This is a genomic window from Chromobacterium sp. HL1 (assembly GCF_057418835.1).
The window spans coordinates 379437-400773 of sequence record NZ_CP162399.1; the positions used below are offsets into that span (position 1 = coordinate 379437).

The 21337-nt window shown below is 59.3% G+C and carries 14 protein-coding genes and 3 rRNA genes; 11 read left to right on the forward strand and 6 right to left on the reverse strand.

Annotated features, from left to right (window positions below; translation table 11 throughout):
• Window positions 1-125 precede the first annotated feature (125 nt).
• Together AB1Z25_RS01915 and AB1Z25_RS01920 are read left to right on the forward strand one after the other, a co-directional pair.
• The gene (locus tag AB1Z25_RS01915; protein WP_486636467.1) at window positions 126-1865 is read left to right on the forward strand and encodes a M30 family metallopeptidase; all 1740 of its coding nucleotides are present in this window, start codon (window positions 126-128) and stop codon (window positions 1863-1865) included.
• Window positions 1865-2176 (forward strand): hypothetical protein, encoded by a 312-nt coding sequence (locus AB1Z25_RS01920; protein ID WP_486636468.1) that lies wholly within the window; start codon window positions 1865-1867, stop codon window positions 2174-2176. Before AB1Z25_RS01915 ends, AB1Z25_RS01920 begins: the two co-directional genes overlap by 1 nt.
• Before the next feature lie 86 nt (window positions 2177-2262).
• Here the strand turns inward: AB1Z25_RS01920 and AB1Z25_RS01925 are convergent, their stop codons facing one another.
• From AB1Z25_RS01925 to ubiD, 3 genes are all read right to left on the reverse strand, one after another.
• Window positions 2263-2859 carry a hypothetical protein gene (locus AB1Z25_RS01925; RefSeq protein ID WP_486636469.1) on the reverse strand — a complete coding sequence of 199 codons (597 nt, stop codon included), beginning with the start codon at window positions 2857-2859 and terminating at the stop codon, window positions 2263-2265.
• A complete protein-coding gene (locus AB1Z25_RS01930) occupies window positions 2804-3139 on the reverse strand; it encodes a hypothetical protein (protein WP_227106680.1) in 336 nt (111 codons plus the stop codon). Before AB1Z25_RS01930 ends, AB1Z25_RS01925 begins: the two co-directional genes overlap by 56 nt.
• Before the next feature lie 367 nt (window positions 3140-3506).
• The gene (gene ubiD, locus AB1Z25_RS01935; RefSeq protein WP_107798013.1) at window positions 3507-4982 is read right to left on the reverse strand and encodes a 4-hydroxy-3-polyprenylbenzoate decarboxylase; all 1476 of its coding nucleotides are present in this window, start codon (window positions 4980-4982) and stop codon (window positions 3507-3509) included.
• A gap of 150 nt (window positions 4983-5132) precedes the next feature.
• Here ubiD and AB1Z25_RS01940 point away from each other — a divergent pair, with 150 nt between their 5' ends.
• The 6 genes from AB1Z25_RS01940 (at window position 5133) to AB1Z25_RS01965 (ending at window position 11119) form a co-directional block, all read left to right on the forward strand.
• Window positions 5133-5750 carry an OmpW/AlkL family protein gene (locus AB1Z25_RS01940; protein ID WP_107798014.1) on the forward strand — a complete coding sequence of 206 codons (618 nt, stop codon included), beginning with the start codon at window positions 5133-5135 and terminating at the stop codon, window positions 5748-5750.
• A 102-nt stretch (window positions 5751-5852) separates the two neighbouring features.
• Window positions 5853-6908, forward strand: coding sequence for a PLP-dependent cysteine synthase family protein (locus tag AB1Z25_RS01945; RefSeq protein ID WP_474455556.1), 1056 nt, complete (start codon window positions 5853-5855; stop codon window positions 6906-6908).
• A gap of 274 nt (window positions 6909-7182) precedes the next feature.
• Window positions 7183-8268: an ABC transporter ATP-binding protein gene (locus AB1Z25_RS01950; protein WP_107798016.1), complete on the forward strand. Its 1086-nt coding sequence runs from the start codon at window positions 7183-7185 to the stop codon at window positions 8266-8268.
• Window positions 8269-8274: 6 nt separating this feature from the next.
• The gene (locus AB1Z25_RS01955; RefSeq protein ID WP_227106683.1) at window positions 8275-9168 is read left to right on the forward strand and encodes an ABC transporter permease; all 894 of its coding nucleotides are present in this window, start codon (window positions 8275-8277) and stop codon (window positions 9166-9168) included.
• Window positions 9161-9955: an ABC transporter permease gene (locus AB1Z25_RS01960; protein WP_227106685.1), complete on the forward strand. Its 795-nt coding sequence runs from the start codon at window positions 9161-9163 to the stop codon at window positions 9953-9955. The genes AB1Z25_RS01955 and AB1Z25_RS01960 overlap by 8 nt, the downstream gene beginning before the upstream one ends.
• A gap of 99 nt (window positions 9956-10054) precedes the next feature.
• Complete coding sequence (locus tag AB1Z25_RS01965; RefSeq protein WP_107798018.1) at window positions 10055-11119, forward strand: ABC transporter substrate-binding protein; 1065 nt, start codon at window positions 10055-10057, stop codon at window positions 11117-11119.
• Window positions 11120-11168: 49 nt separating this feature from the next.
• Here the strand turns inward: AB1Z25_RS01965 and AB1Z25_RS01970 are convergent, their stop codons facing one another.
• Window positions 11169-11804 (reverse strand): pyrimidine 5'-nucleotidase, encoded by a 636-nt coding sequence (locus AB1Z25_RS01970; protein ID WP_107798019.1) that lies wholly within the window; start codon window positions 11802-11804, stop codon window positions 11169-11171.
• Between the two features lie 386 nt (window positions 11805-12190).
• Here AB1Z25_RS01970 and AB1Z25_RS01975 point away from each other — a divergent pair.
• The 3 genes from AB1Z25_RS01975 (at window position 12191) to rrf (ending at window position 17155) form a co-directional block, all read left to right on the forward strand.
• Window positions 12191-13726: ribosomal RNA gene (locus tag AB1Z25_RS01975) — 16S ribosomal RNA — on the forward strand.
• 304 nt (window positions 13727-14030) lie between these two features.
• Window positions 14031-16919, forward strand: a 23S ribosomal RNA gene (locus AB1Z25_RS01980).
• Window positions 16920-17040: 121 nt separating this feature from the next.
• Window positions 17041-17155 (forward strand): 5S ribosomal RNA (gene rrf / locus AB1Z25_RS01985).
• The 16S, 23S and 5S rRNA genes sit together here, the layout of an rRNA operon.
• 105 nt (window positions 17156-17260) lie before the next feature.
• Here the strand turns inward: rrf and AB1Z25_RS01990 are convergent.
• On the reverse strand, window positions 17261-17704 hold the full coding sequence (locus AB1Z25_RS01990) for a GNAT family N-acetyltransferase (RefSeq protein ID WP_107800826.1): 444 nt from the start codon (window positions 17702-17704) through the stop codon (window positions 17261-17263).
• Between the two features lie 121 nt (window positions 17705-17825).
• On the reverse strand, window positions 17826-21275 hold the full coding sequence (dnaE, locus tag AB1Z25_RS01995; protein ID WP_486636470.1) for a DNA polymerase III subunit alpha: 3450 nt from the start codon (window positions 21273-21275) through the stop codon (window positions 17826-17828).
• Window positions 21276-21337 lie beyond the last annotated feature (62 nt).

Below are 21337 nucleotides of genomic sequence, written 5' to 3' on the forward strand. Positions count from 1 at the left end.
AGGTTTCTGTCACTCTAACTAAACAAATATCATATAAAAAGGTAATTATTTGCCGTAGTCATTGCCATTGGAATGGAATTAGTATTTTTTCTCATTCTCAATACATGAAATGGATGACTACAGGGATGAAAAGCACAAAAACAATATTGGCTGTGTCCGTGGTGTCCGCGTTGCTGAGCGCATGCGGCGGCGGCGGCGGCGGCGGTAACGCCGGCAGCGGCGGTTCCAGCGCCGGAACGTCGGCATCTGGCAGGATGCTGGCGACGGACGGCGCGGAAGTGGCGGCGCTGACGTGCTCGGGCAATGTGTGCCGCTTGCCGGCCTCGGCCGGCAGGGCGCAGTCCGGCTCCGTCTACCAGTACACCAATACCGGCGCGCAGGCGCAAACGGTGTCTATCAGCGGCAACCCTTTGAGCGCCGCCTGGCAGATGGTGGTGTCGCGCATCAGCTCCGGAGACACTTCGGGCCAGGCCAAGCTGGCCGCTTCCGGCCTGCGCGGCGGGTCGGACGCCGCCGCGGAACGCCTGGAGGCGGAGAGCCAGGCGGTGATGGCCGCGGTTGGCGCGTCGGCCCGCTCCGGCGCCTTGTCGCTGCGCGGCGCCGGTTCGCACCGGCTGCTGGCGGAGCAGGCCAGCTTGCAGGCGGCCAGCTACGCGATCGGCGGCAAACGGGTCTGGCACGATATGGACGGCGATAGCGCCACCAGCCTGCAAGCCATGCGCGATTTGCCCAACGGCGGCGGCAAAGTTTACGTCTGGGCGCAGGACGGGTTGGACGTCAGCGTGGGCAGCGATCAGGCCGACGCGCTGGCCGAGCGCTTCGCCAACAGCGTCTATCCCTTGGAAGCCTCGGTCGTCAGCGAGCCCTGGGGCAATGACATCGATCCGGGCTGGCGCGCGCTGGCGCTGCCCGGCGACACCAAGGACGTGCACCTGGTGCTGAGCCGGCTGAACGATCCGAATCAGACCGGCGGCGGCCGCTTGCTCGGCTATGTGCGCTGGACCAACGCCTTGCTGGCGTCGGCCGCGCCGGCCATGTGCGGCGGCGACCAAGAGTGCCGCGACGTGGTGGGCAAGAGCAATCAGGCCTTGGCCACCTTCGTGGACCTGGACACCTTCGCCCAGGCCGATCCGGGCCGCAACTGGAATATGAAGGGCAATGGCCCCAGCCTGGCCCTGTCCACGCTGGCGCACGAATACCTGCATGTGCTCTACGCCTACAACAAGATCCTGCGCAAACCGCCGGGTTCCGGTCAGCCCACGGTATGGGAAAACGAGCTGGCGGCCCAGACCATGGGCTATCTGGTGTCGGCGGACACCTTCACCGGCGGTCGCGGCAGCGACGCCAACTCCCATCCGGACCTGCGCCGCGGCGGCGATTTCGAAAGCTTTCTGCGCCGGCCGGCTTGCAATTTGAAGGGCTGGAGCGTGGCGGCGTCGAATTACACCTGCTACCCGAAGGCGCTGGCGGCGGGCATGCAGATGCTGCATCAGTTCGGCGCGGGCGTGATGAAGCCGTGGGTGACCGGCGCCAATACCGGCGAAGCGGCCTTGAACGACGGTTTGCGCGCGGCGGGCGCCGGCGATTACAGCAGCCTGATGCTGCGTCTCAACACCACGCTGGCGCTGGGCGGCAATCCGGCCAGCGGTTACGGCTTCCCGGCCAAGACGCTGAGCCTGCCGGCCAACCAGTATTTCCCGAACGGCAAGAGTTTGTTGTTGCCGGCGGTGCCCTTCCAGGCGCAGGAAATCGGCTGGAGCGCGTTGGCGACGGCGGAAACCTATAAGCAGAGCCTGCCGCTGTCGCGCGGCGTGGCGCGGGTGACGGTGCCGGCCAACAGCCATCTGATCCTGCTCAAGCCATGATGCGCGGACTGCTGCTGTGGCTCGGCCTTTGCGCCGGCGCCGGCGCGATGTCGCTGCCGCCGTGGGAGGAGGGCACCCTGGTCGCCGTCGGCGCGCCGCCGCTGGTGCGCTTGGGGGTGGAAAAGGGGGATGGAGGCACCTTCGTCATCCAGCCCGCTGCCGACGGCCAGGGCCTGGGGGCCGCGGAAGTGGCCGCGTTGAAGCAGCGGACTGGTTCGCGCATTCGCTATCGGGCCGGGCCGTTCAAAGCCCATCCGCTGCTGGGGCGCGAGGCCGTGCTGTTGCAGGCGGAAGTGCTTGAGACGCGTTGAGCGATCAAACAGCGCCCGGCCTCTGATGATGCCGGGCGCTTTCAATAAGGGGCTCAGTAGAAAGTGGTCGAGTATGTCAAATGGTTTCAGTCATCGTCGATGTCAGCGTTTGACAAGCCTAGGCTGCGTATGGATTGGAATGGATCAAAGTTATGTTGTAGTACCGGCAGCGCTTCCAACTGACGGCGCAGTGCTGGCGCGAGACGTAAGTAAGGTCGCTCTCGTTTTAGCGCAAGCGTTCGGGATAGCAGCGCGGTGAGAATCTGCTCAGCTCCGGGGTCGTCCTTGGCCGAATAAGCCGGTAGTTTTGCCTCCCGGGCTAGCAGGGTGGCTTGCAAAAACTCCTCTTCAACTTGCCCAAGGCATGTCCTGTCATTTTTATTACGGAAATAGGCAAGCGCAGCGATCTGCTCATCCCTGGAAATTTCTAATCCGGCGAAGGTGTCCGGAGGCAACACGATCTCTTGTTGCCGGCAATATTGGATCTGAGCGCTATAGTCGATCACGGCTTGAGCCAGGCGTCGTATGGCAAATGAGGTTAGATCTTCTTGGGCAGGCGATTGTGCTTGGCTTGGCGTTAGCCAGAACAGGTTGCCAATCAGTAGAGCCCAAGCCGGCCATGTGTTTTTAAGGTTTGCAGCCATACGCCACAGCCTCCCAGAATTGAGCTTGCTTCCGGTCATGCTGATGATTCCAGTGCTCTTCTTCCGCAATGCGTGTTACCGCCTTCTGCATAATCCTCGGCCAAGCCGCCGTGCTCTGTGCGAACAGCTGCCAGTCTGTTGCGTGGATGTTATAGGCCGCTTGTAGTGGGCTGCTGCGATAAAAGATATTGCTTATCACGCCAATACTGGTGAGGCTGGCGGCGAGTCGGAGGCCTCTCAGCTTGAGTTCGATTTGCTCCAGAGCTTGCAGGCTGCTTTGATCCAGCTTCAATCCTTGGATTGTCGGGCAACTCTTCATGCTGCTCTCCTGTGGCGGCAAGCGCGCCATCTCGAGATCGTTGCAGAGGCTTTCTCAGTTAAGGTAGAAATATAAATATATTAATCAAAAAAGACAGCTGCCCTATCTGTCAGGAGCATCCGATGTCGGGGGGCAATTGAGGGGACGTTCTAAGAACGTGTTTACGATCTAGCGAACTAAAGCGAAAACGGCTGAGACAGCGGAATGCATTGGCGGTGCATGAGCACTTCGAAGGCGGTTTCAGCGCCGTATCGTCGACACGGGCAGATCGTAAGCAGGTTCTAAGGCCCTGCGTGGGGAGTAGTTGGCGAAGGCATGGCGCGATCCACCCCGACGTGCTTGTAGGCCGGGGTGGATGGGGGAGGGTTTACAGCCCTAATTGTAGCCACATCGCGTCTACGCGTTGTTTGACCGCCTGGTCCATCACGATGGGCACGCCCCACTCGCGGTTGGTTTCGCCCGGCATCTTGTTGGTGGCGTCCAGGCCCATCTTGCCGCCCAGGCCGGACACCGGGCTGGCGAAGTCCAGATAATCTATAGGCGTATGTTCGATCAAGGTGGTGTCGCGCACCGGGTCCATGCGCGTGGTGATCGCCCAGATCACTTCCTTCCAGTCCCGGGTGTTGACGTCGTCGTCCACCACCACGATGAACTTGGTGTACATGAACTGGCGCAGAAAGCTCCAGCATCCCATCATCACCCGCTTGGCGTGGCCGGGGTATTGCTTCTTGATACTGACCACCGCCATCCGGTAGCTGCAGCCTTCCGGCGGCAGGTAGAAATCGACGATTTCCGGAAACTGCTTTTGCAGAATGGGCACGAAGACCTCGTTCAGCGCCACGCCCAGCACCGCCGGCTCGTCCGGCGGCTTGCCGGTGTAGGTGCTGTGGTAGATCGCGTTTTCGCGCAGGGTGACGCGGTCCACGGTCAGCACCGGGAAGCGGTCCTGCTCGTTGTAATAGCCGGTGTGGTCGCCGTAAGGGCCTTCCATCGCGGTGTCGTCCGGATGGATATGGCCTTCCAGCACGATTTCGGCGCGCGCCGGCACTTGCAGATCCGAACCCAGGCATTTGGTGAGCTCGGTGCGGCTGCCGCGCAGCAGGCCGGCGAACTGGTATTCGGACAGGGTGTCCGGCACCGGCGTCACCGCGCCCAGGATAGTGGCCGGGTCGCAGCCCAGCACCACCGCCACCGGGTAAGGTTCGCCGGGATGCTGTTGGCAGAATTCGCGGTAATCCAGCGCGCCGCCGCGGTGGGCCAGCCAGCGCATGATGACGCGGTTGCGGCCTATCAGCTGTTGGCGATAGATGCCCAAGTTCTGGCGTTTCTTGTTGGGGCCGCGGGTCACGGTCAGGCCCCAGGTGATCAGCGGCGCCACGTCGCCGGGCCAGCAGTGCTGGATAGGCAAGCGCTCCAGATCGACTTCCGCGCCTTCCCATACGATTTGCTGGCACGGCGCCTTGCCGACCTCCTTAGGCGCCATCGACAGCAATTGTTTCAGCAAGGGCAGCTTGTCCCAGGCGTCTTTCAAGCCCTTGGGCGGCTCCGGTTCTTTCAGGTAGGCCAGGGTCTTGCCGATCTCGCGCAACTGCATCACATCGGCGGCGCCCATGCCCAGCGCCACGCGCTCGGGCGTGCCGAACAGATTGGCCAGTACCGGGTAATCGAAGCGTTTGCCGTCCTTGACTGCCTGTTCGAACAGCAGCGCGGGACCGCCGGCTTTCAGTACCCTGTCGCCGATCTCGGTCATCTCCAGATGCGGGGAGACCGGGGCCGCAATTCGTTTCAGCAGGCCTTGTTGTTCCAATTGGGAGACAAACTCCCGTAAATCTGCATATTTCATGACCATCTCATGATCTGGCGCAAAGTTTGATATTAGGTGCTTGGATAATCTGCCACCGGACGCCGAACGCTACTGCTGCCCGCAGTCAAAGTCAACGATGGCGGCAAGCGCCAGGCCTGCATTCGACCAAACATGACAGGAGAACCCAATATGAAAAAGCTCGCTCTCGCCGCAATGATCGGCCTGGTTTCCGCTAGCGCCTTCGCCGCTCAAGGCGACATCCTGGCGCGCTTCCGCGTGATCAATGTCAACCCCGACGCCAGCTGGAGCAACTCTGGCGTAGTGTCGGGTTTGAATGTCGACGCCAAAGACAGCTGGGCGCCTGAGGTCGACTTCACCTACATGATCACCAACAATATCGGCGCCGAGCTGATTCTGGGCACCACCCGTCACGAAGTCACCACCAACACCTTCGGTTCCGTCGGCAAGGTATCGGTGTTGCCGCCGACCTTGACCCTGCAATACCACTTCGCTCCTGACGCCACCTTCCGTCCCTATGTGGGCGCCGGCATCAACTACACCCGTTTCTACAATGAAGGCCTGAAAGCAGGTAGTGCGACAGATCTGAGCGTGAAGAAAAACAGCTGGGGTCCGGCGCTGCAACTGGGCGCGGACTACGCGATCAACAAGAACTGGTTCGTCAACCTGGACGTCAAGAAAATCTGGATCAAGACCGACGTGACCGCGGATCAGCTGGGCGGCGCCAAACTGGGCGAACTGAAGATCGACCCGTGGGTATTCGGCATCGGCTTCGGCACCAAGTTCTGATCGGCTCGCCGCTTTGAATCCAAAACGCCCTACGGGGCGTTTTTTTCTTGCTTGTCGCGTTAGAATGGCCGATTGAGAACTTTCCGACACTGGAGAAGCAAGATGACTGATTGGGTTGCCCAGGCGGTGCGCAAGATAGAGGCCGATTTCAATCGCTCCAGCGACACCCATTTGATCCCGCTGCCCATCCCCGGCGCGCCGGAGATACAGCTCTATTTCAAGGACGAATCCACCCATCCCACCGGCAGCCTCAAGCACCGGCTGGCGCGCTCGCTGTTTCTATACGGCTTGTGCAATGGCTGGATACGCGAAGGCAGCACCATCATCGAGGCTTCCAGCGGCAGCACCGCGGTGTCCGAGGCCTATTTTTCCCGCTTGCTGGGCCTGCCCTTCATCGCGGTGATGCCCAAGAGCACCTCGCAGGAAAAGATCCGCGCCATCGAATTCTACGGTGGCCGCAGCCACCTGGTGGACGATCCCGCCACCATTTACGACGAATCCAAACGCCTGGCGGAAGAGTTGAACGGCCATTACATGGACCAGTTCACCTATGCCGAGCGCGCCACCGACTGGCGCGGCAACAATAATATCGCCGACACCATTTTCACCCAAATGGCCTATGAGCCGAATCCGGTGCCGGACTGGATCGTCTGCGGCGCCGGCACCGGCGGCACCTCGGCCACTTTCGGCCGCTATGTGCGCTACCAGAAACTGCCGACCAAGGTCTGCGTGGTGGACCCGGAAAACTCGGTGTTCTACGACAGTTTCCATACCGGCAGCATGGACTGCCGCTGCGAAGGCGGCTCCGGCGTGGAAGGCATAGGCCGGCCTCGGGTGGAACCCTCCTTTATTCCCACAGTCATCGACAATGTGATCCGGGTGCCCAACGTCGCCAGCTACGCCGCCATCCACTTCCTGGAAGAAGTGCTGGGACGCCGCTGCGGCGGTTCCACCGGCACCAATTTCTACGGTGTTTGCGAACTGGTGGGCCAGATGCGCAGCCAGGGCCGCAGCGGCTCCATCGTTACCTTGATCTGCGACGACGGCAACCGCTACCAGGGCAGCTATTACAACCACGATTGGCTGCAGGCCAACGGTTTCGATATCTCGAACTGGGTGGAGCGCTACCGCCGCTTCTTCAATGAAGGGCAGTGGTAAGCGCTGTTTGGCGGCGCGTAGACGGCGAGATGCCGACAGTTGTTGTCAAAAAGCATCAATTATTTGAATTGGAACCATGTTGCGCCGCACCGAAAACCCAGCGTGCGGCGCGCGGTTTTCTGCTGAGAAAATAGCAACTTACCGGCCCGGCCCGAACGCCCGGTTCGCACAATGGAAAAAATGCGCTGAGGTCTTGAATTTTCAAGGGATTTCAACGGCCCCAGCTTTATCTTTTTTGTTAAACTGGCGCCCTTTTTCTTGGGCGGGGAAGACAATGGCTCTCCTTGAAATCAAAAATGTCGTCAAGCGCTTCGGCGACTACACGGCGGTCAACAATGTCAGCCTGTCGGTAGAGGCAGGCGAGTTCTTCACCCTGCTCGGGCCCTCCGGTTGCGGCAAGACCACCTTGCTGCGCATGCTGGCCGGCTTCGAGCAGCCGGATTCCGGCCAGATCCTGCTGGACGGTCAGGACATGTCGCAGGTGCAGCCGGAAAAACGTCCGGTACACACCGTGTTTCAAAGCTATGCCTTGTTCCCGCACATGACGGTGCGCGAGAACATCGCCTTCCCGCTCAAAATGGCCAAGTGGGACAAGGCCAAGATCGCTTCCCAGGTGGACGAATTGCTGGAAGACGTGCGCCTGACCCAGTTCGGCGACCGCTACCCGCACGAGATGTCCGGCGGCCAGCGCCAGCGCGTGGCCATCGCCCGAGCGCTGGTGGACCGTCCGCGGCTGCTGCTGCTGGACGAACCGCTGTCCGCGCTGGACGCCAAACTGCGCGAAGAAATGCAGCTGGAACTGATCAATCTGCAAAAAGAAGTGGGCATCACCTTCGTCTACGTCACCCACGACCAGGGCGAAGCGCTGGCGCTCAGCCACCGCATCGCGGTGATGAGCCACGGCCAGGTGGAGCAATTGGACGCGCCGGAAACCATTTACAGCAAGCCCAAGAACCGCTTCGTCGCGGACTTCCTCGGCCAGTGCAATGTGCTGGAAGGCAAGGTCAAGCGCGTGGACGGCGACACCATGCTGGTGGACTTGAAAGGCTGCGGCGAAGTGCGCTGCCTGACCGTGCCGGACGTGCGCGAAGGGCAGACCGGCTGGCTGGCGTTGCGTCCGGAAAAGGTCAAGCTGGACAAGAGTCTGCCGGCCCATGACGACGAAGCCTATTTCAAAGGCCGCGTTCACGATTGCCTGTACCTGGGCGACGTTACGCTCTACGTGGTGGAAGTGGGCGAGGGCGTGATGGTGGAGGCGATGCTGCCCAACAGCATTCCGGGCGTCGCCAAATTCTTTGACGACAACGACATCGTGGAACTGGCCTGGCGCTTTGACGCCGGCAGCTTCCTGACGGAGTAAACGCGCATGGCGATTCGAGATCGATTCGGCAAGTGGGCGCTGTCGTGGCCGCCGCTGGTCTACCTGATCCTGTTTTTCCTGGTGCCGTCGCTGATCATGGTGGTGGCGGCTTTCCGCAATCCGGGCGATTACGGCGGCCTCGCGCCGATGTACTACCTCGAGGAAGGCAAGCTGGTCTGGGATCTGACGCTGGACAACTTCCGCCGCTTGGTGGAGGAGCCGCTCTATATCGAGCTGTTCATCAAGTCCGCCGGCTACGCGGGGATCACTACCGTGGTTTGCCTGTTGATGGCCTATCCGCTGGCCTGGCTGATCGCCCGCTCCGGCAAGAAATACCGCGACCTGATGCTGCTGCTGGTGATCCTGCCGTTCTGGTCCAACTTCCTGATCCGCATCTACGCCTGGATGATCATCCTGGGGCCGCAATCGGCGTTCACCAAAATGCTGAACGTGGTGGTGACCTCGCTGGGTTTTGAACCGGTGCGTCTGCTGTTCACCCCGTTCGCCGTCATCGTCGGCCTGGTCTATGTGCACCTGCCCTTCATGGTGTTGCCGTTGTACGCCAATCTGGAAAAACACGACATGGCCTTGCTGGACGCGGCGCAGGATCTTGGCGCCAACGCCTGGCAACGCTTCTGGCGCGTGACCTGGCCGCTGAGCCTGCCCGGCGTGTTCGCCGGCTCCGCGCTGGTGTTCATCCCGGCGCTGGGCATGTTCGCCATTCCGGACATCCTGGGCGGCACCGACTCCATCATGATCGGCAACCTGATCAAGCAGCAAATCCTGGACACCCGCGACTGGCCGTTCGGTTCGGTGCTGTCCATCATGCTGACCGGCGGAGTGTTGTTGATCGCGGCCCTGGGCGCGATGGTGGGCAGAGGAGGCAAGAAACGTGGCTAAGAAACAATCCCGCTGGTTGTGGGCGTCGGCGCTGCTGACCTATCTCTTCCTCTATCTGCCGCTGGTGATCGTGGTGCTGTACTCGTTCAACGATTCCAGACTCAACGCGGAATGGGTGGGCTTCACCCTCAAGTGGTACGACAAACTGTTCCACAACGAGAAGATGCTGAGCGCGGCGGCCAACTCGCTGATCATAGGCATCATCGCCAGCGCCTGCGCCACCGTGCTGGGCACCTTGGCCGGCATCGCCATGCATCGCTACAAGCTGCGCTTGCTGCCCTTCCTGGTGCTGACGCCCATCGCCATCCCGGAACTGCTGATGGGGGTGTCGCTGGTGATCTTCTTCGTCATCGTCAACCAGCTGATCGGCATTCTGGAACTGGGCATGATCACCATCCTGCTGTCCCACGTCGCCTTCTGCATCGGCTTCGTCGCCATCGTGGTGCGGGCGCGGATGCAGGGCATGGACGACAGCCTGGTGGAAGCGGCGCGCGATCTGGGGGCGACGCCGTTTCAGGCCTTCCGCCTGATCACCCTGCCGGTGATCAAGCCGGGCATCATCGCCGGCGCCCTGATGGCCTTTACCTTGTCCATCGACGACTTCGTGATCACCTTCTTCACCGCCGGCGCAGGCGCCAGCATGCTGCCGCTGGAGATTTACTCGATGATCAAGATCGCGGTGACGCCGGAAGTGAACGCCGTTTCCAGCTTGCTGATGCTGTTGACCCTGGTGCTGATCGTCATTGCTTCGCGCGTGTCGCCCAGCGCGCTGCGGGCCAATGGCTGAAAGCCTGTTTAAGTAGTAGGGCCCCGGCCGGGCAACAAGGGAGCCGGCCGGTTTTTCATGTAGTCGCAACGCACTCGTGCGAATAGAAGGAAAAACGCAATGAAAAAAGTCCTGGTGACGCTTGCCCTGGCCGTATCTGCACAAGCGTACGCAGCGGAAGAATTGCACCTCTACAACTGGAACAACTACCTATCGGAAAGCACCGCCAAGAGCTTCGAGGCTTATTGCAAGTGCAAGCTGGTGCAAGATTTCTACGGCGACAACGAAGAAATGCTGGCCAAGCTGGCCGCCGGCGCCAAGGGTTACGACATCGTGGTGCCGACCGGCTTCGCGGTGGAAGCGCTGATCAAGCAGGGCAAGGCGCAGCCGCTGGACAAAAAACAGCTGCCCAACTTCAAGAACCTGAACGCAGGCTATTTGAACAGCTTCTTCGACAAGGGCAACCAGTACTCGGTCCCCTACGCCTTCACCACCACGCTGCTGGGCTACAACGAAACCAAGCTGAAAGAACTGGGCTTGCTGGACAAGGCCAATAGCTGGGCGCTGATCTTCGATCCGGCCGTATTGGCCAAGCTCAAGGGCAAGATCACCGTGCTGGACTCTCAGCGCGAGCTGGTGTCCGCCGCCTTGATGTATCTGGGCAAGCCGGCCAACTCCACCAATCCGGCGGACTGGAAGGCGGCGCGCGACGTGATCCTGAAGGCCAAGCCCTACTGGGCCGCCTTCAACAACCAGAGCTATATCAAGGAACTGACCGTAGGCAACATCTATGTCGCGCTGGGCTATTCCAACGATATGTACCAGGCGCAGCAGGACGCCAAGAAGGCCGGCCGCAAGTTCGGCGTCAATTTCGGCTTGCAGAAAGAAGGCAACACCCTGTCGCTGGACAACTTCGTGGTGTTGAAGGACGCGCCGCGCAAGGACCTGGCTTACAAATTCATCAACTTCATGCTGGACGGCAAGAACGCCTCCGGTCTGACCAACGAGATGGGCTCGGGCAACCCCAACGCCGCCGCCGGCAAGTTCGTCAAACCGGAACTGACCAAGGTGCATGCGATCTTCCCGACCGCCGGCGAACTGCCGCGCCTGCAACAGCTGAAGGACTTGAACGCCAAGGACCGTCGCGAGCTGAACAAGGTGTGGTCCGAGATCAAGCTGAAGTAAGCGGGATACTCTATATAGGAAAAGGCCGGGATTCCGGCCTTTTTTTATTTCAGTCCCAGCGACGGCGCGCCAGCTCGCCGATGGAGGCGATGCGGATGTCCACATGCGCAGGCCGCCGCACCTGCTTGCTGACCCAGACCGTTTTCATGCCCAGCTTCTTCGCCGTCAGCAGATTGGGCAGCGAGTCCTCCACCATGATGCAGTGTCGCGGATCCAGCCGCTCTTGCGCCAGAACTTTACGGAAGGCGCCCACATGCGGCTTGGGCACGTAGTCCACTTGCTCGACGCCATATATAGAGTGAAAGTGCCGCTCTATCGCCAAGCGCTGCAAAATGCCTTGCACATAATGGTGCGGGCCATTGGAGAAGATCAGCTTGCGGCCCGGCAGCGCGCTCAGCGATTCCGCCAGATTGTGCTCGGCGAACAGCCATTGCTCCAGTTCTTCCAGCTTATGGGTTTCTAATAGGAAGTCATGAGGGTCGATGCCGTGGTGGGTAACTAGCCCATGCATGGTGGCGCCGTATTGCGCCCAATAGCGCTCGCGCAGCAAGCGGGCTTCCACCGCGTCCACTTGCAGATGTTTCATCATATAAGCGGACATCGCGTGGCTGATATGGGCGAAGATGCCGCCGCTGGCGTGGTGCAGCGTGTCGTCCAGGTCGAAAATCCAGGTTTTGTTGCGCATGATTGTGCTTCTAGAAGGGCGGACGAGGAGGGGAATTATCGTTTTTTCAATCCGGAAACGACAGTCCCTACCAGTGCATGGCGGCTACGCTGAAATTCTTCATATGGATGATTCAATATAAATCATGGGGATAGCTTGCGAGAGGCCTCTTTTGTCAAAAATCTTTCACGAAAGGTGTTGACGGGTTTAGGGGGCTGACGTATAGTTCGCCTCCTCAGCAGACAACGCAGCGGCGGAAACGAAACGCAGCGACCTGCACCGATCTTTAACAGAACGAATAACCGATAGGTGTAAGTGCTCGGTCGATGACCAAACACTTGCACTGCAAGACGAGAAATGTCTCGATGTTTCTTTGATCTTGCGTGCCAGAAAATTTGCTTGGAATTGAACTGAAGAGTTTGATCCTGGCTCAGATTGAACGCTGGCGGCATGCTTTACACATGCAAGTCGAACGGTAACAGGGTGCTTGCACCGCTGACGAGTGGCGAACGGGTGAGTAATGCATCGGAATGTACCGTGTAATGGGGGATAGCTCGGCGAAAGCCGGATTAATACCGCATACGCCCTGAGGGGGAAAGTGGGGGACCGAAAGGCCTCACGTTATACGAGCAGCCGATGTCTGATTAGCTAGTTGGTGAGGTAAAGGCTCACCAAGGCGTCGATCAGTAGCGGGTCTGAGAGGATGATCCGCCACACTGGGACTGAGACACGGCCCAGACTCCTACGGGAGGCAGCAGTGGGGAATTTTGGACAATGGGCGCAAGCCTGATCCAGCCATGCCGCGTGTCTGAAGAAGGCCTTCGGGTTGTAAAGGACTTTTGTCCGGGAGCAAATCCTAGTGGTTAATAACCGCTGGGTCTGAGAGTACCGGAAGAATAAGCACCGGCTAACTACGTGCCAGCAGCCGCGGTAATACGTAGGGTGCAAGCGTTAATCGGAATTACTGGGCGTAAAGCGTGCGCAGGCGGTTGTGCAAGTCTGATGTGAAAGCCCCGGGCTTAACCTGGGAACGGCATTGGAGACTGCACGACTAGAGTGCGTCAGAGGGGGGTAGAATTCCGCGTGTAGCAGTGAAATGCGTAGAGATGCGGAGGAATACCGATGGCGAAGGCAGCCCCCTGGGATGACACTGACGCTCATGCACGAAAGCGTGGGGAGCAAACAGGATTAGATACCCTGGTAGTCCACGCCCTAAACGATGTCAACTAGCTGTTGGGGGTTTGAATCCTTGGTAGCGTAGCTAACGCGAGAAGTTGACCGCCTGGGGAGTACGGCCGCAAGGTTAAAACTCAAAGGAATTGACGGGGACCCGCACAAGCGGTGGATGATGTGGATTAATTCGATGCAACGCGAAAAACCTTACCTGGTCTTGACATGTAACGAACGCCGCAGAGATGTGGCGGTGCCCGAAAGGGAGCGTTAACACAGGTGCTGCATGGCTGTCGTCAGCTCGTGTCGTGAGATGTTGGGTTAAGTCCCGCAACGAGCGCAACCCTTGCCATTAGTTGCCATCATTAAGTTGGGCACTCTAATGGGACTGCCGGTGACAAACCGGAGGAAGGTGGGGATGACGTCAAGTCCTCATGGCCCTTATGACCAGGGCTTCACACGTCATACAATGGTCGGTACAGAGGGTCGCGAAGCCGCGAGGTGGAGCCAATCTCATAAAACCGATCGTAGTCCGGATCGCACTCTGCAACTCGAGTGCGTGAAGTCGGAATCGCTAGTAATCGCAGATCAGCATGCTGCGGTGAATACGTTCCCGGGTCTTGTACACACCGCCCGTCACACCATGGGAGTGAGTTTCACCAGAAGTGGGTAGGCTAACCGTAAGGAGGCCGCTTACCACGGTGGGATTCATGACTGGGGTGAAGTCGTAACAAGGTAGCCGTAGGGGAACCTGCGGCTGGATCACCTCCTTTCTAGAGAAGGTTGTTGATCGAGTACTTACAGCCTATCGGTTATTCGCGAGTTTGAGTCTCGCGATCAGAGTGCTTGGATGAGTACTGTGATCGCGTTGTTTGAACGCACTGATCTTTAACAAACTGAAGAAGCCGAATATATAAAGACGGCGAGAAGGAAACGTAGAGTTAACTCTTTACGTGGACGGATCGTCATCTTGGGTATTTGATTGTATCTAGGCTACGTCGCCATATCAAAAGGGGCGGTGTAGTCGTCGCACAAACACACTTGTTGTTTTGGTGATCTAGGTTACTGAAATGATAGGGTCAAGCGACTAAGTGCATCTGGTGGATGCCTTGGCGATCATAGGCGAAGAAGGACGTGTAAGCCTGCGAAAAGCGCGGGGGAGCTGGCAATAGAGCTTTGATCCCGCGATGTCCGAATGGGGAAACCCCTCCGCAAGGAGATCCCAGACTGAATCCATAGGTCTGAGGAGGCGAACGCAGCGAACTGAAACATCTAAGTAGCTGCAGGAAAAGAAATCAACCGAGATTCCGTTAGTAGTGGCGAGCGAACGCGGAAGAGCCTGTACGTGTTATGGATTGTGTTAGTGGAAGGTTCATGGAAAGGACCGCCATAGTGGGTGATAGCCCCGTACACGAAAACGCATTCCAAGGACTAGGCGTACGATAAGTAGGGCGGGACACGAGAAATCCTGTCTGAAGATGGGGGGACCATCCTCCAAGGCTAAATACTCATGATCGACCGATAGTGAACCAGTACCGTGAGGGAAAGGCGAAAAGAACCCCGGGAGGGGAGTGAAATAGAACCTGAAACCGGATGCATACAAACAGTGGGAGCGGACTTGTTCCGTGACTGCGTACCTTTTGTATAATGGGTCAGCGACTTACGTTCAGTAGCGAGCTTAACCGAATAGGGGAGGCGTAGGGAAACCGAGTCCGAATAGGGCGATTTAGTTGCTGGGCGTAGACCCGAAACCGAGTGATCTATCCATGGCCAGGATGAAGGTGCGGTAACACGCACTGGAGGTCCGAACCCACTAGTGTTGCAAAACTAGGGGATGAGCTGTGGATAGGGGTGAAAGGCTAAACAAACTCGGAGATAGCTGGTTCTCCCCGAAAACTATTTAGGTAGTGCCTCATGTATCACTTCCGGGGGTAAAGCACTGTTATGGCTAGGGGGTCATTGCGATTTACCAAACCATGGCAAACTCTGAATACCGGAAAGTGCGAGCATGGGAGACAGACGGTGGGTGCTAACGTCCATCGTCAAGAGGGAAACAACCCAGACCGCCAGCTAAGGTCCCAAATGATCAGTTAAGTGGTAAACGAGGTGGGAAGGCATAGACAGCCAGGATGTTGGCTTAGAAGCAGCCATCATTTAAAGAAAGCGTAATAGCTCACTGGTCGAGTCGTCCTGCGCGGAAGATGTAACGGGGCTCAAACTGATAACCGAAGCTGCGGATTTGCACGTAAGTGCAGATGGTAGGGGAGCGTTCTGTAGGTCTGTGAAGGTGTCTCGTAAGGGATGCTGGAGATATCAGAAGTGCGAATGCTGACATGAGTAGCGATAAAGCGGGTGAAAAGCCCGCTCGCCGAAAGCCCAAGGTTTCCTACGCAACGTTCATCGGCGTAGGGTGAGTCGGCCCCTAAGGCGAGGCTGAAAAGCGTAGTCGATGGGAAACGGGTTAAAATTCCCGTACTTTTATGCAGTGCGATGTGGGGACGGAGAAGGTTAGGTCATCAGACTGTTGGAATAGTCTGTTTAAGCCGGTAGGCTGGGGTGGTAGGCAAATCCGCCGCCCCTTAAGGCCGAGACGTGATGACGAGGGTCTACGGACCTGAAGTGACTGATACCACGCTTCCAGGAAAAGCCACTAAGCTTCAGCTGCATAAGAACCGTACCGCAAACCGACACAGGTGGGCAGGATGAGAATTCTAAGGCGCTTGAGAGAACTCAGGAGAAGGAACTCGGCAAATTGATACCGTAACTTCGGGAGAAGGTATGCCTCTTAGAGTGAATCCCCTGCGGGAGGAGCTTTGAGAGGTCGCAGAGAATCGGTGGCTGCGACTGTTTAACAAAAACACAGCACTGTGCCAACACGAAAGTGGACGTATACGGTGTGACGCCTGCCCGGTGCTGGAAGGTTAAGTGATGGGGTGCAAGCTCTTGATCGAAGCCCCAGTAAACGGCGGCCGTAACTATAACGGTCCTAAGGTAGCGAAATTCCTTGTCGGGTAAGTTCCGACCCGCACGAATGGCGTAACGATGGCCACACTGTCTCCTCCTGAGACTCAGCGAAGTTGAAGTGTTTGTGAAGATGCAATCTCCCCGCTGCTAGACGGAAAGACCCCGTGAACCTTTACTGTAGCTTTGCATTGGACTTTGAACAGACTTGTGTAGGATAGGTGGGAGGCTATGAAGTGGGAACGCTAGTTCTCATGGAGCCGTCCTTGAAATACCACCCTGGTGTGTTTGAGGTTCTAACCTTGGTCCGTGATCCGGATTGGGGACAGTGCATGGTAGGCAGTTTGACTGGGGCGGTCTCCTCCCAAAGTGTAACGGAGGAGTTCGAAGGTTACCTAGGTACGGTCGGAAATCGTGCTGATAGTGCAATGGCAAAAGGTAGCTTAACTGCGAGACCGACAAGTCGAGCAGGTGCGAAAGCAGGACATAGTGATCCGGTGGTTCTGAATGGAAGGGCCATCGCTCAACGGATAAAAGGTACTCCGGGGATAACAGGCTGATACCGCCCAAGAGTTCACATCGACGGCGGTGTTTGGCACCTCGATGTCGGCTCATCACATCCTGGGGCTGTAGCCGGTCCCAAGGGTATGGCTGTTCGCCATTTAAAGTGGTACGTGAGCTGGGTTCAAAACGTCGTGAGACAGTTTGGTCCCTATCTGCAGTGGGCGTTGGAAGTTTGACGGGGGCTGCTCCTAGTACGAGAGGACCGGAGTGGACGCACCTCTGGTGTACCGGTTGTGACGCCAGTCGCATTGCCGGGTAGCTAAGTGCGGAAGAGATAACCGCTGAAAGCATCTAAGCGGGAAACTCGCCTGAAGATGAGACTTCCCTGAGGGCTTGACCCTCCTGAAGAGTCGTTCGAGACCAGGACGTTGATAGGTCGGGTGTGGAAGCGCTGTGAGGCGTTAAGCTAACCGATACTAATTGCTCGTGAGGCTTGATCCTATCATTTGAGTGGCTTGGGAAACTGAGCGACGAGATAGTGTTGTGCGGCACAATTGAATACCGAATATATGTGGGGTGGTGTAGACCATCCCAGGCTTCTTCAAGTTTGTACCAGTTTATGTCTGGTGGCCATAGCGAGGTGGTCCCACGCCTTCCCATCCCGAACAGGACCGTGAAACGCCTTAGCGCCGATGATAGTGTGGCATTCGCCATGTGAAAGTAGGACACCGCCAGACGCCCCATTGCAAAGCCCAGCTCACACGAGCTGGGCTTTATGCATTGTGCTGTTGAACGGCGACACGGAAGCCTCCCCAAAGGGAGGCTTTGTTGCGTCCGGACGGCTAGAAATCCGCGCGCATGACCAGGCGCGGATCGTTGTCGCCGAAGTAATGAGGCTGATGTTCGACGACGACAAAGCCAAGCTGCTGGTACAGCCTGACCGCGGGATTGTCGGGGTGGACCGTCAGTTTCGCGTGGCTGGCCTGGCGCGCCCGCAGCGCCTGCAGCAAGGCCTGCAGCAGTTGCTTGCCTACGCCTTGTCCGCGGCAATGCTCGTGGACCGCCAGCGACATGATCCAGAATTCGCCTTGCCCGCTGCCCGGCGCGCCGATGATGTAGCCGCCCAGTGCCCCGTCTTGCGCGCCCGGCGCGACGAAGAACAGGTCCGGCCACAGGTCGTGAGCCTGGCGGAAGAAAAAGTCCGGGTAGACGTGGTGGCCGAATACCGCTTGCTCGATCTGGAAGACCGGGGCGACGTCTTGGAGTTGCGCCGGGCGTGCCGTCATCTGAAAACATCCTCTTCTGTGGTGCGTTTGAGCGGGCAAGCCTACTGCAATGCCCGGCGCTTGCAAAGCGCGGGGCAAGAAAAAAGCCGCGCTGCGCGCGGCTTGGCGGGAGCGCGGCGGCTCACCACATCACTTTGACCTTGTCGTTGCCCAGCCAGTCCTGCAGCGCCAGCAACAGCCCGTCGTCCAGCCGGACGCCCCAGGGCGGGGGCAGCATTAGGTCGCCGCTGGCCGCGCCGTTGTTGTAATGGATGCGCACCGGGCAGCCGGCGTCTTCGCTGCGGAACGGGTGCAGCTGGGCCTTGAGTTTGCTGACGTCCACCTTGCCGGCCAGTTTCAGCGACAGGCTGCGCGCGTAGCGGCTGCGCGCCTCGCCCAGCTCATAGACTTTGTCTGCGATGATGCGCAGGCCGCCGGAGAAGTTGTCCTCGCTGACCTTGCCTTCTATCACCAGCACCACGTCGTCTTTCAAGCGGCTGCGGTTGGCTTCGAAGCTTTCCGCGAACAGGCTGACTTCCAATTTGGTGCTGCCGTCGTCCAGCTGCACGAAGGCCATTTTGCCGCGGTTGCCCACTTTGACGCGGATGCCGGTGACGAAGCCGGCCAGCAACTGGGGCTCCTTGCGCGGGCTGAGCCGGGACAGCGGGGTCTTGATGAAGCCGCGGATTTCCTTGGCGTAGGCGGCGAAAGGGTGGCCGGACAGGTAGAAGCCGATGGCCAGCTTTTCTTCCGCCAGCTTGACCGCGTCGCTCCACGGCTTGATCTCGACCATGTCCACGCTGGGGGCGACGTCGTCGCCGAACATGTCGAACAAGCCGCCCTGATTGGCGTTGGCGTGCTCCTGTTCGGCGGCGTCCATCGCCAGCCCGACGTTGCCGAACAGCTTGGCCCGGTTGGGCTCTATGCTGTCGAAGGCGCCGGCGCGGATCAGCGCTTCGATCACGCGCTTGTTGACGATCTTCTTGTCGGTGCGGCTGCAGAAGTCGAACAAGTCCTTGAACGGCCCGGACGCGGCGCGGATCGCGACGATGTGGTCGACGGCGGCTTCGCCGGTGCCCTTGATCGCGCCCAGCGCGTAGCGGATGTGCTTGCGGTCCACCGGCACGAAGCGGTAGTAGCTCTGGTTGACGTCGGGCGGCAGGAAGATCAGGCCGTTTTTGCCGTCCACGCTGTCGTCGTAGAACACCTTGAGCTGGTCGGTGTTGTCCAATTCCGAGGACATGGTGGCCGCCATGAAGGCCGCGGTGTGGTGGGCCTTGAGCCAGGCGGTCTGATAGGAGACCACGGCGTAGGCGGCGGTGTGCGACTTGTTGAAGCCGTACTCGGCGAACTTGGCCATCAGGTCGAACAGCATTTCGGCGAGCTTGGGGTCGTAGCCCTTGGTGGCCGCACCCTGGGCGATTTTGCCGCGGTGCTCGGCCATTTCCTCCGGTTTTTTCTTGCCCATCGCCCGGCGCAGCATGTCGGCGCCGCCCAGGGTGTAACCGCCGATGATCTGCGAGATCTGCATCACCTGTTCCTGGTAGACGATCACGCCGTAGGTCGGGTCCAGGCAGGCCTGCAGGTCCGGGTGGTAGTAGTCGACCTCTTGCTTGCCGGCCTTGCGCAGGATGAAGTCGTCCACCATGCCGGAGCCGAGCGGGCCCGGACGGTACAGGGCCAGCACAGCGATGATGTCTTCGAAACGGTCGGGCTTCAGTTTTTCCAGCAGCCGCTTCATGCCGTCCGATTCAAGCTGGAAGACGGCGGTGGTATTGGCCTGCTGCAGCACTTTGTAGGCGGCGGCGTCGGTGAACTCGAGCAGATTGAGGTCGGTGTCGAAGCTGGGGTCCAGGTCCTTGATGTAGCCGACGGCCAGTTCGATAATCGTCAGGTTGCGCAGGCCGAGGAAGTCGAACTTCACCAGGCCCACTTTTTCCACATCGTCCTTGTCCAGCATGGACACCGGCACCGAGCCGTCGCCGCTGGCCTGGTACATCGGGCAGAAGTCGGTGATCTTGCCCGGCGCGATCAAGACGCCGCCGGCGTGCATGCCGATGTTGCGGGTCAGGCCTTCCAGCTTCTTGGCCAACTCCCACAGCTCGCGCAGTTCCTCCTCGTTTTCCAGCCGCTCGCGCAGCACCGGCTCCATTTCCACAGCGTCGTCCAGCGAGTATTGCTTGCCGGGCGCGGCGGGAATCAGTTTGGAGATGCCGTCGCAGAACATATACGGCAAGTCCAGCACCCGGCCGACGTCGCGTACCACGGCCTTGGCCGCCATGGTGCCGAAGGTGGCGATCTGCGACACCGCTTCGGCGCCGTATTTCTGGCGCACGTATTCAATCACGCGGTAGCGGTTGTCCTGACAGAAGTCGATGTCGAAGTCGGGCATGGAGACCCGCTCGGGGTTGAGGAAGCGTTCGAACAGCAGCGCGTAGGCCAGCGGGTCGATGTCGGTGATGCCGATGCTGTAGGCCACCAGCGAGCCGGCGCCGGAGCCGCGGCCGGGACCCACCGGGCAGCCGTTGTTCTTGGCCCAGTTGATGAAGTCCGCCACGATCAGGAAGTAGCCGGGGAAGCCCATCTGGATGATGGTGTCGCACTCGATCTTCAAGCGCTCGTCGTAGCGCGGCCGCTCTTGGGCGCGCGTTTCCGGATCGGGATAGAGCTTGGCCAGCCGTTCTTCCAGCCCTTCCTGGGACAGATGCACCAGGTAGTCGTCCAGCGTCATGCCGTCCGGCGTCGGGAATTGCGGCAGGTAGTTCTTGCCCAGTTGCACGCTGATATTGCAGCGGCGGGCGATTTCCACCGAGTTTTCCAGCGCCTCGGGGATGTCGGCGAAGCGCTCCAGCATCTGCTCGGTGGACAGGAAGTATTGGTTTTCCTCGAAGCTGCGCGGCCGGCGCTTGTCGCCCAGGGTGAAGCCCTCGGCGATGCAGACGCGGGCCTCGTGGGCCTTGAAGTCGTCCGGGTCCATGAACTGGATGGGGTGGGTGGCCACCACCGGCAGGCCGGTCTCGCCGGCCAGCCACAGCGAGGCTTGCAGCGCGTGCTCCACCTGCGGGTTGTTCAGGCGCTGCAACTCCAGGTAGAAGCTGTCCGGGAAGCAGCTCTCCCAATATTCGGCGCGGCGGCGCGCCTCGTCGCGCTGGCCCATCAGCAGGGCCTGGCCCACGTCGCCCATGTGGGCGCCGGACAGGCAGATCAGGCCGCTGTTGTCGCCGTTTTCCAGCCAGGCGCGCTTGAGTTCGGCGCGGCCGCGGTACTGATTGTGGGTGTAGGCGTCGGCCAGCAGTTCGCACAAGCGCCCGTAGCCCTGGCGGTTCTTCACCGTCAGCATCAGGCGATAGGGTTTGTCGCGGTCATCCTCGTTTTCCAGCCAGACATCGCAGGACACGATGGGCTTGACGCCTTTGTCCCGGCAGCCCTTGTAGAACTTGACCATGCCGAAGATGTTCATCAGATCGGACATGCCCACCGCGGGCATATTGTCCTTGATGGCGCGCTTGATGGCGTCATCCAGGCGTACGATGCCGTCGGTGATGGAGAACTCCGAATGGAGGCGCAGATGGATAAAACGAGGTGAGTTCATCGCGTCATTTTACCTGCCGAGCGGTTGCGACACCATCGCCGGGCGCAATTGGCGGCGCTGGT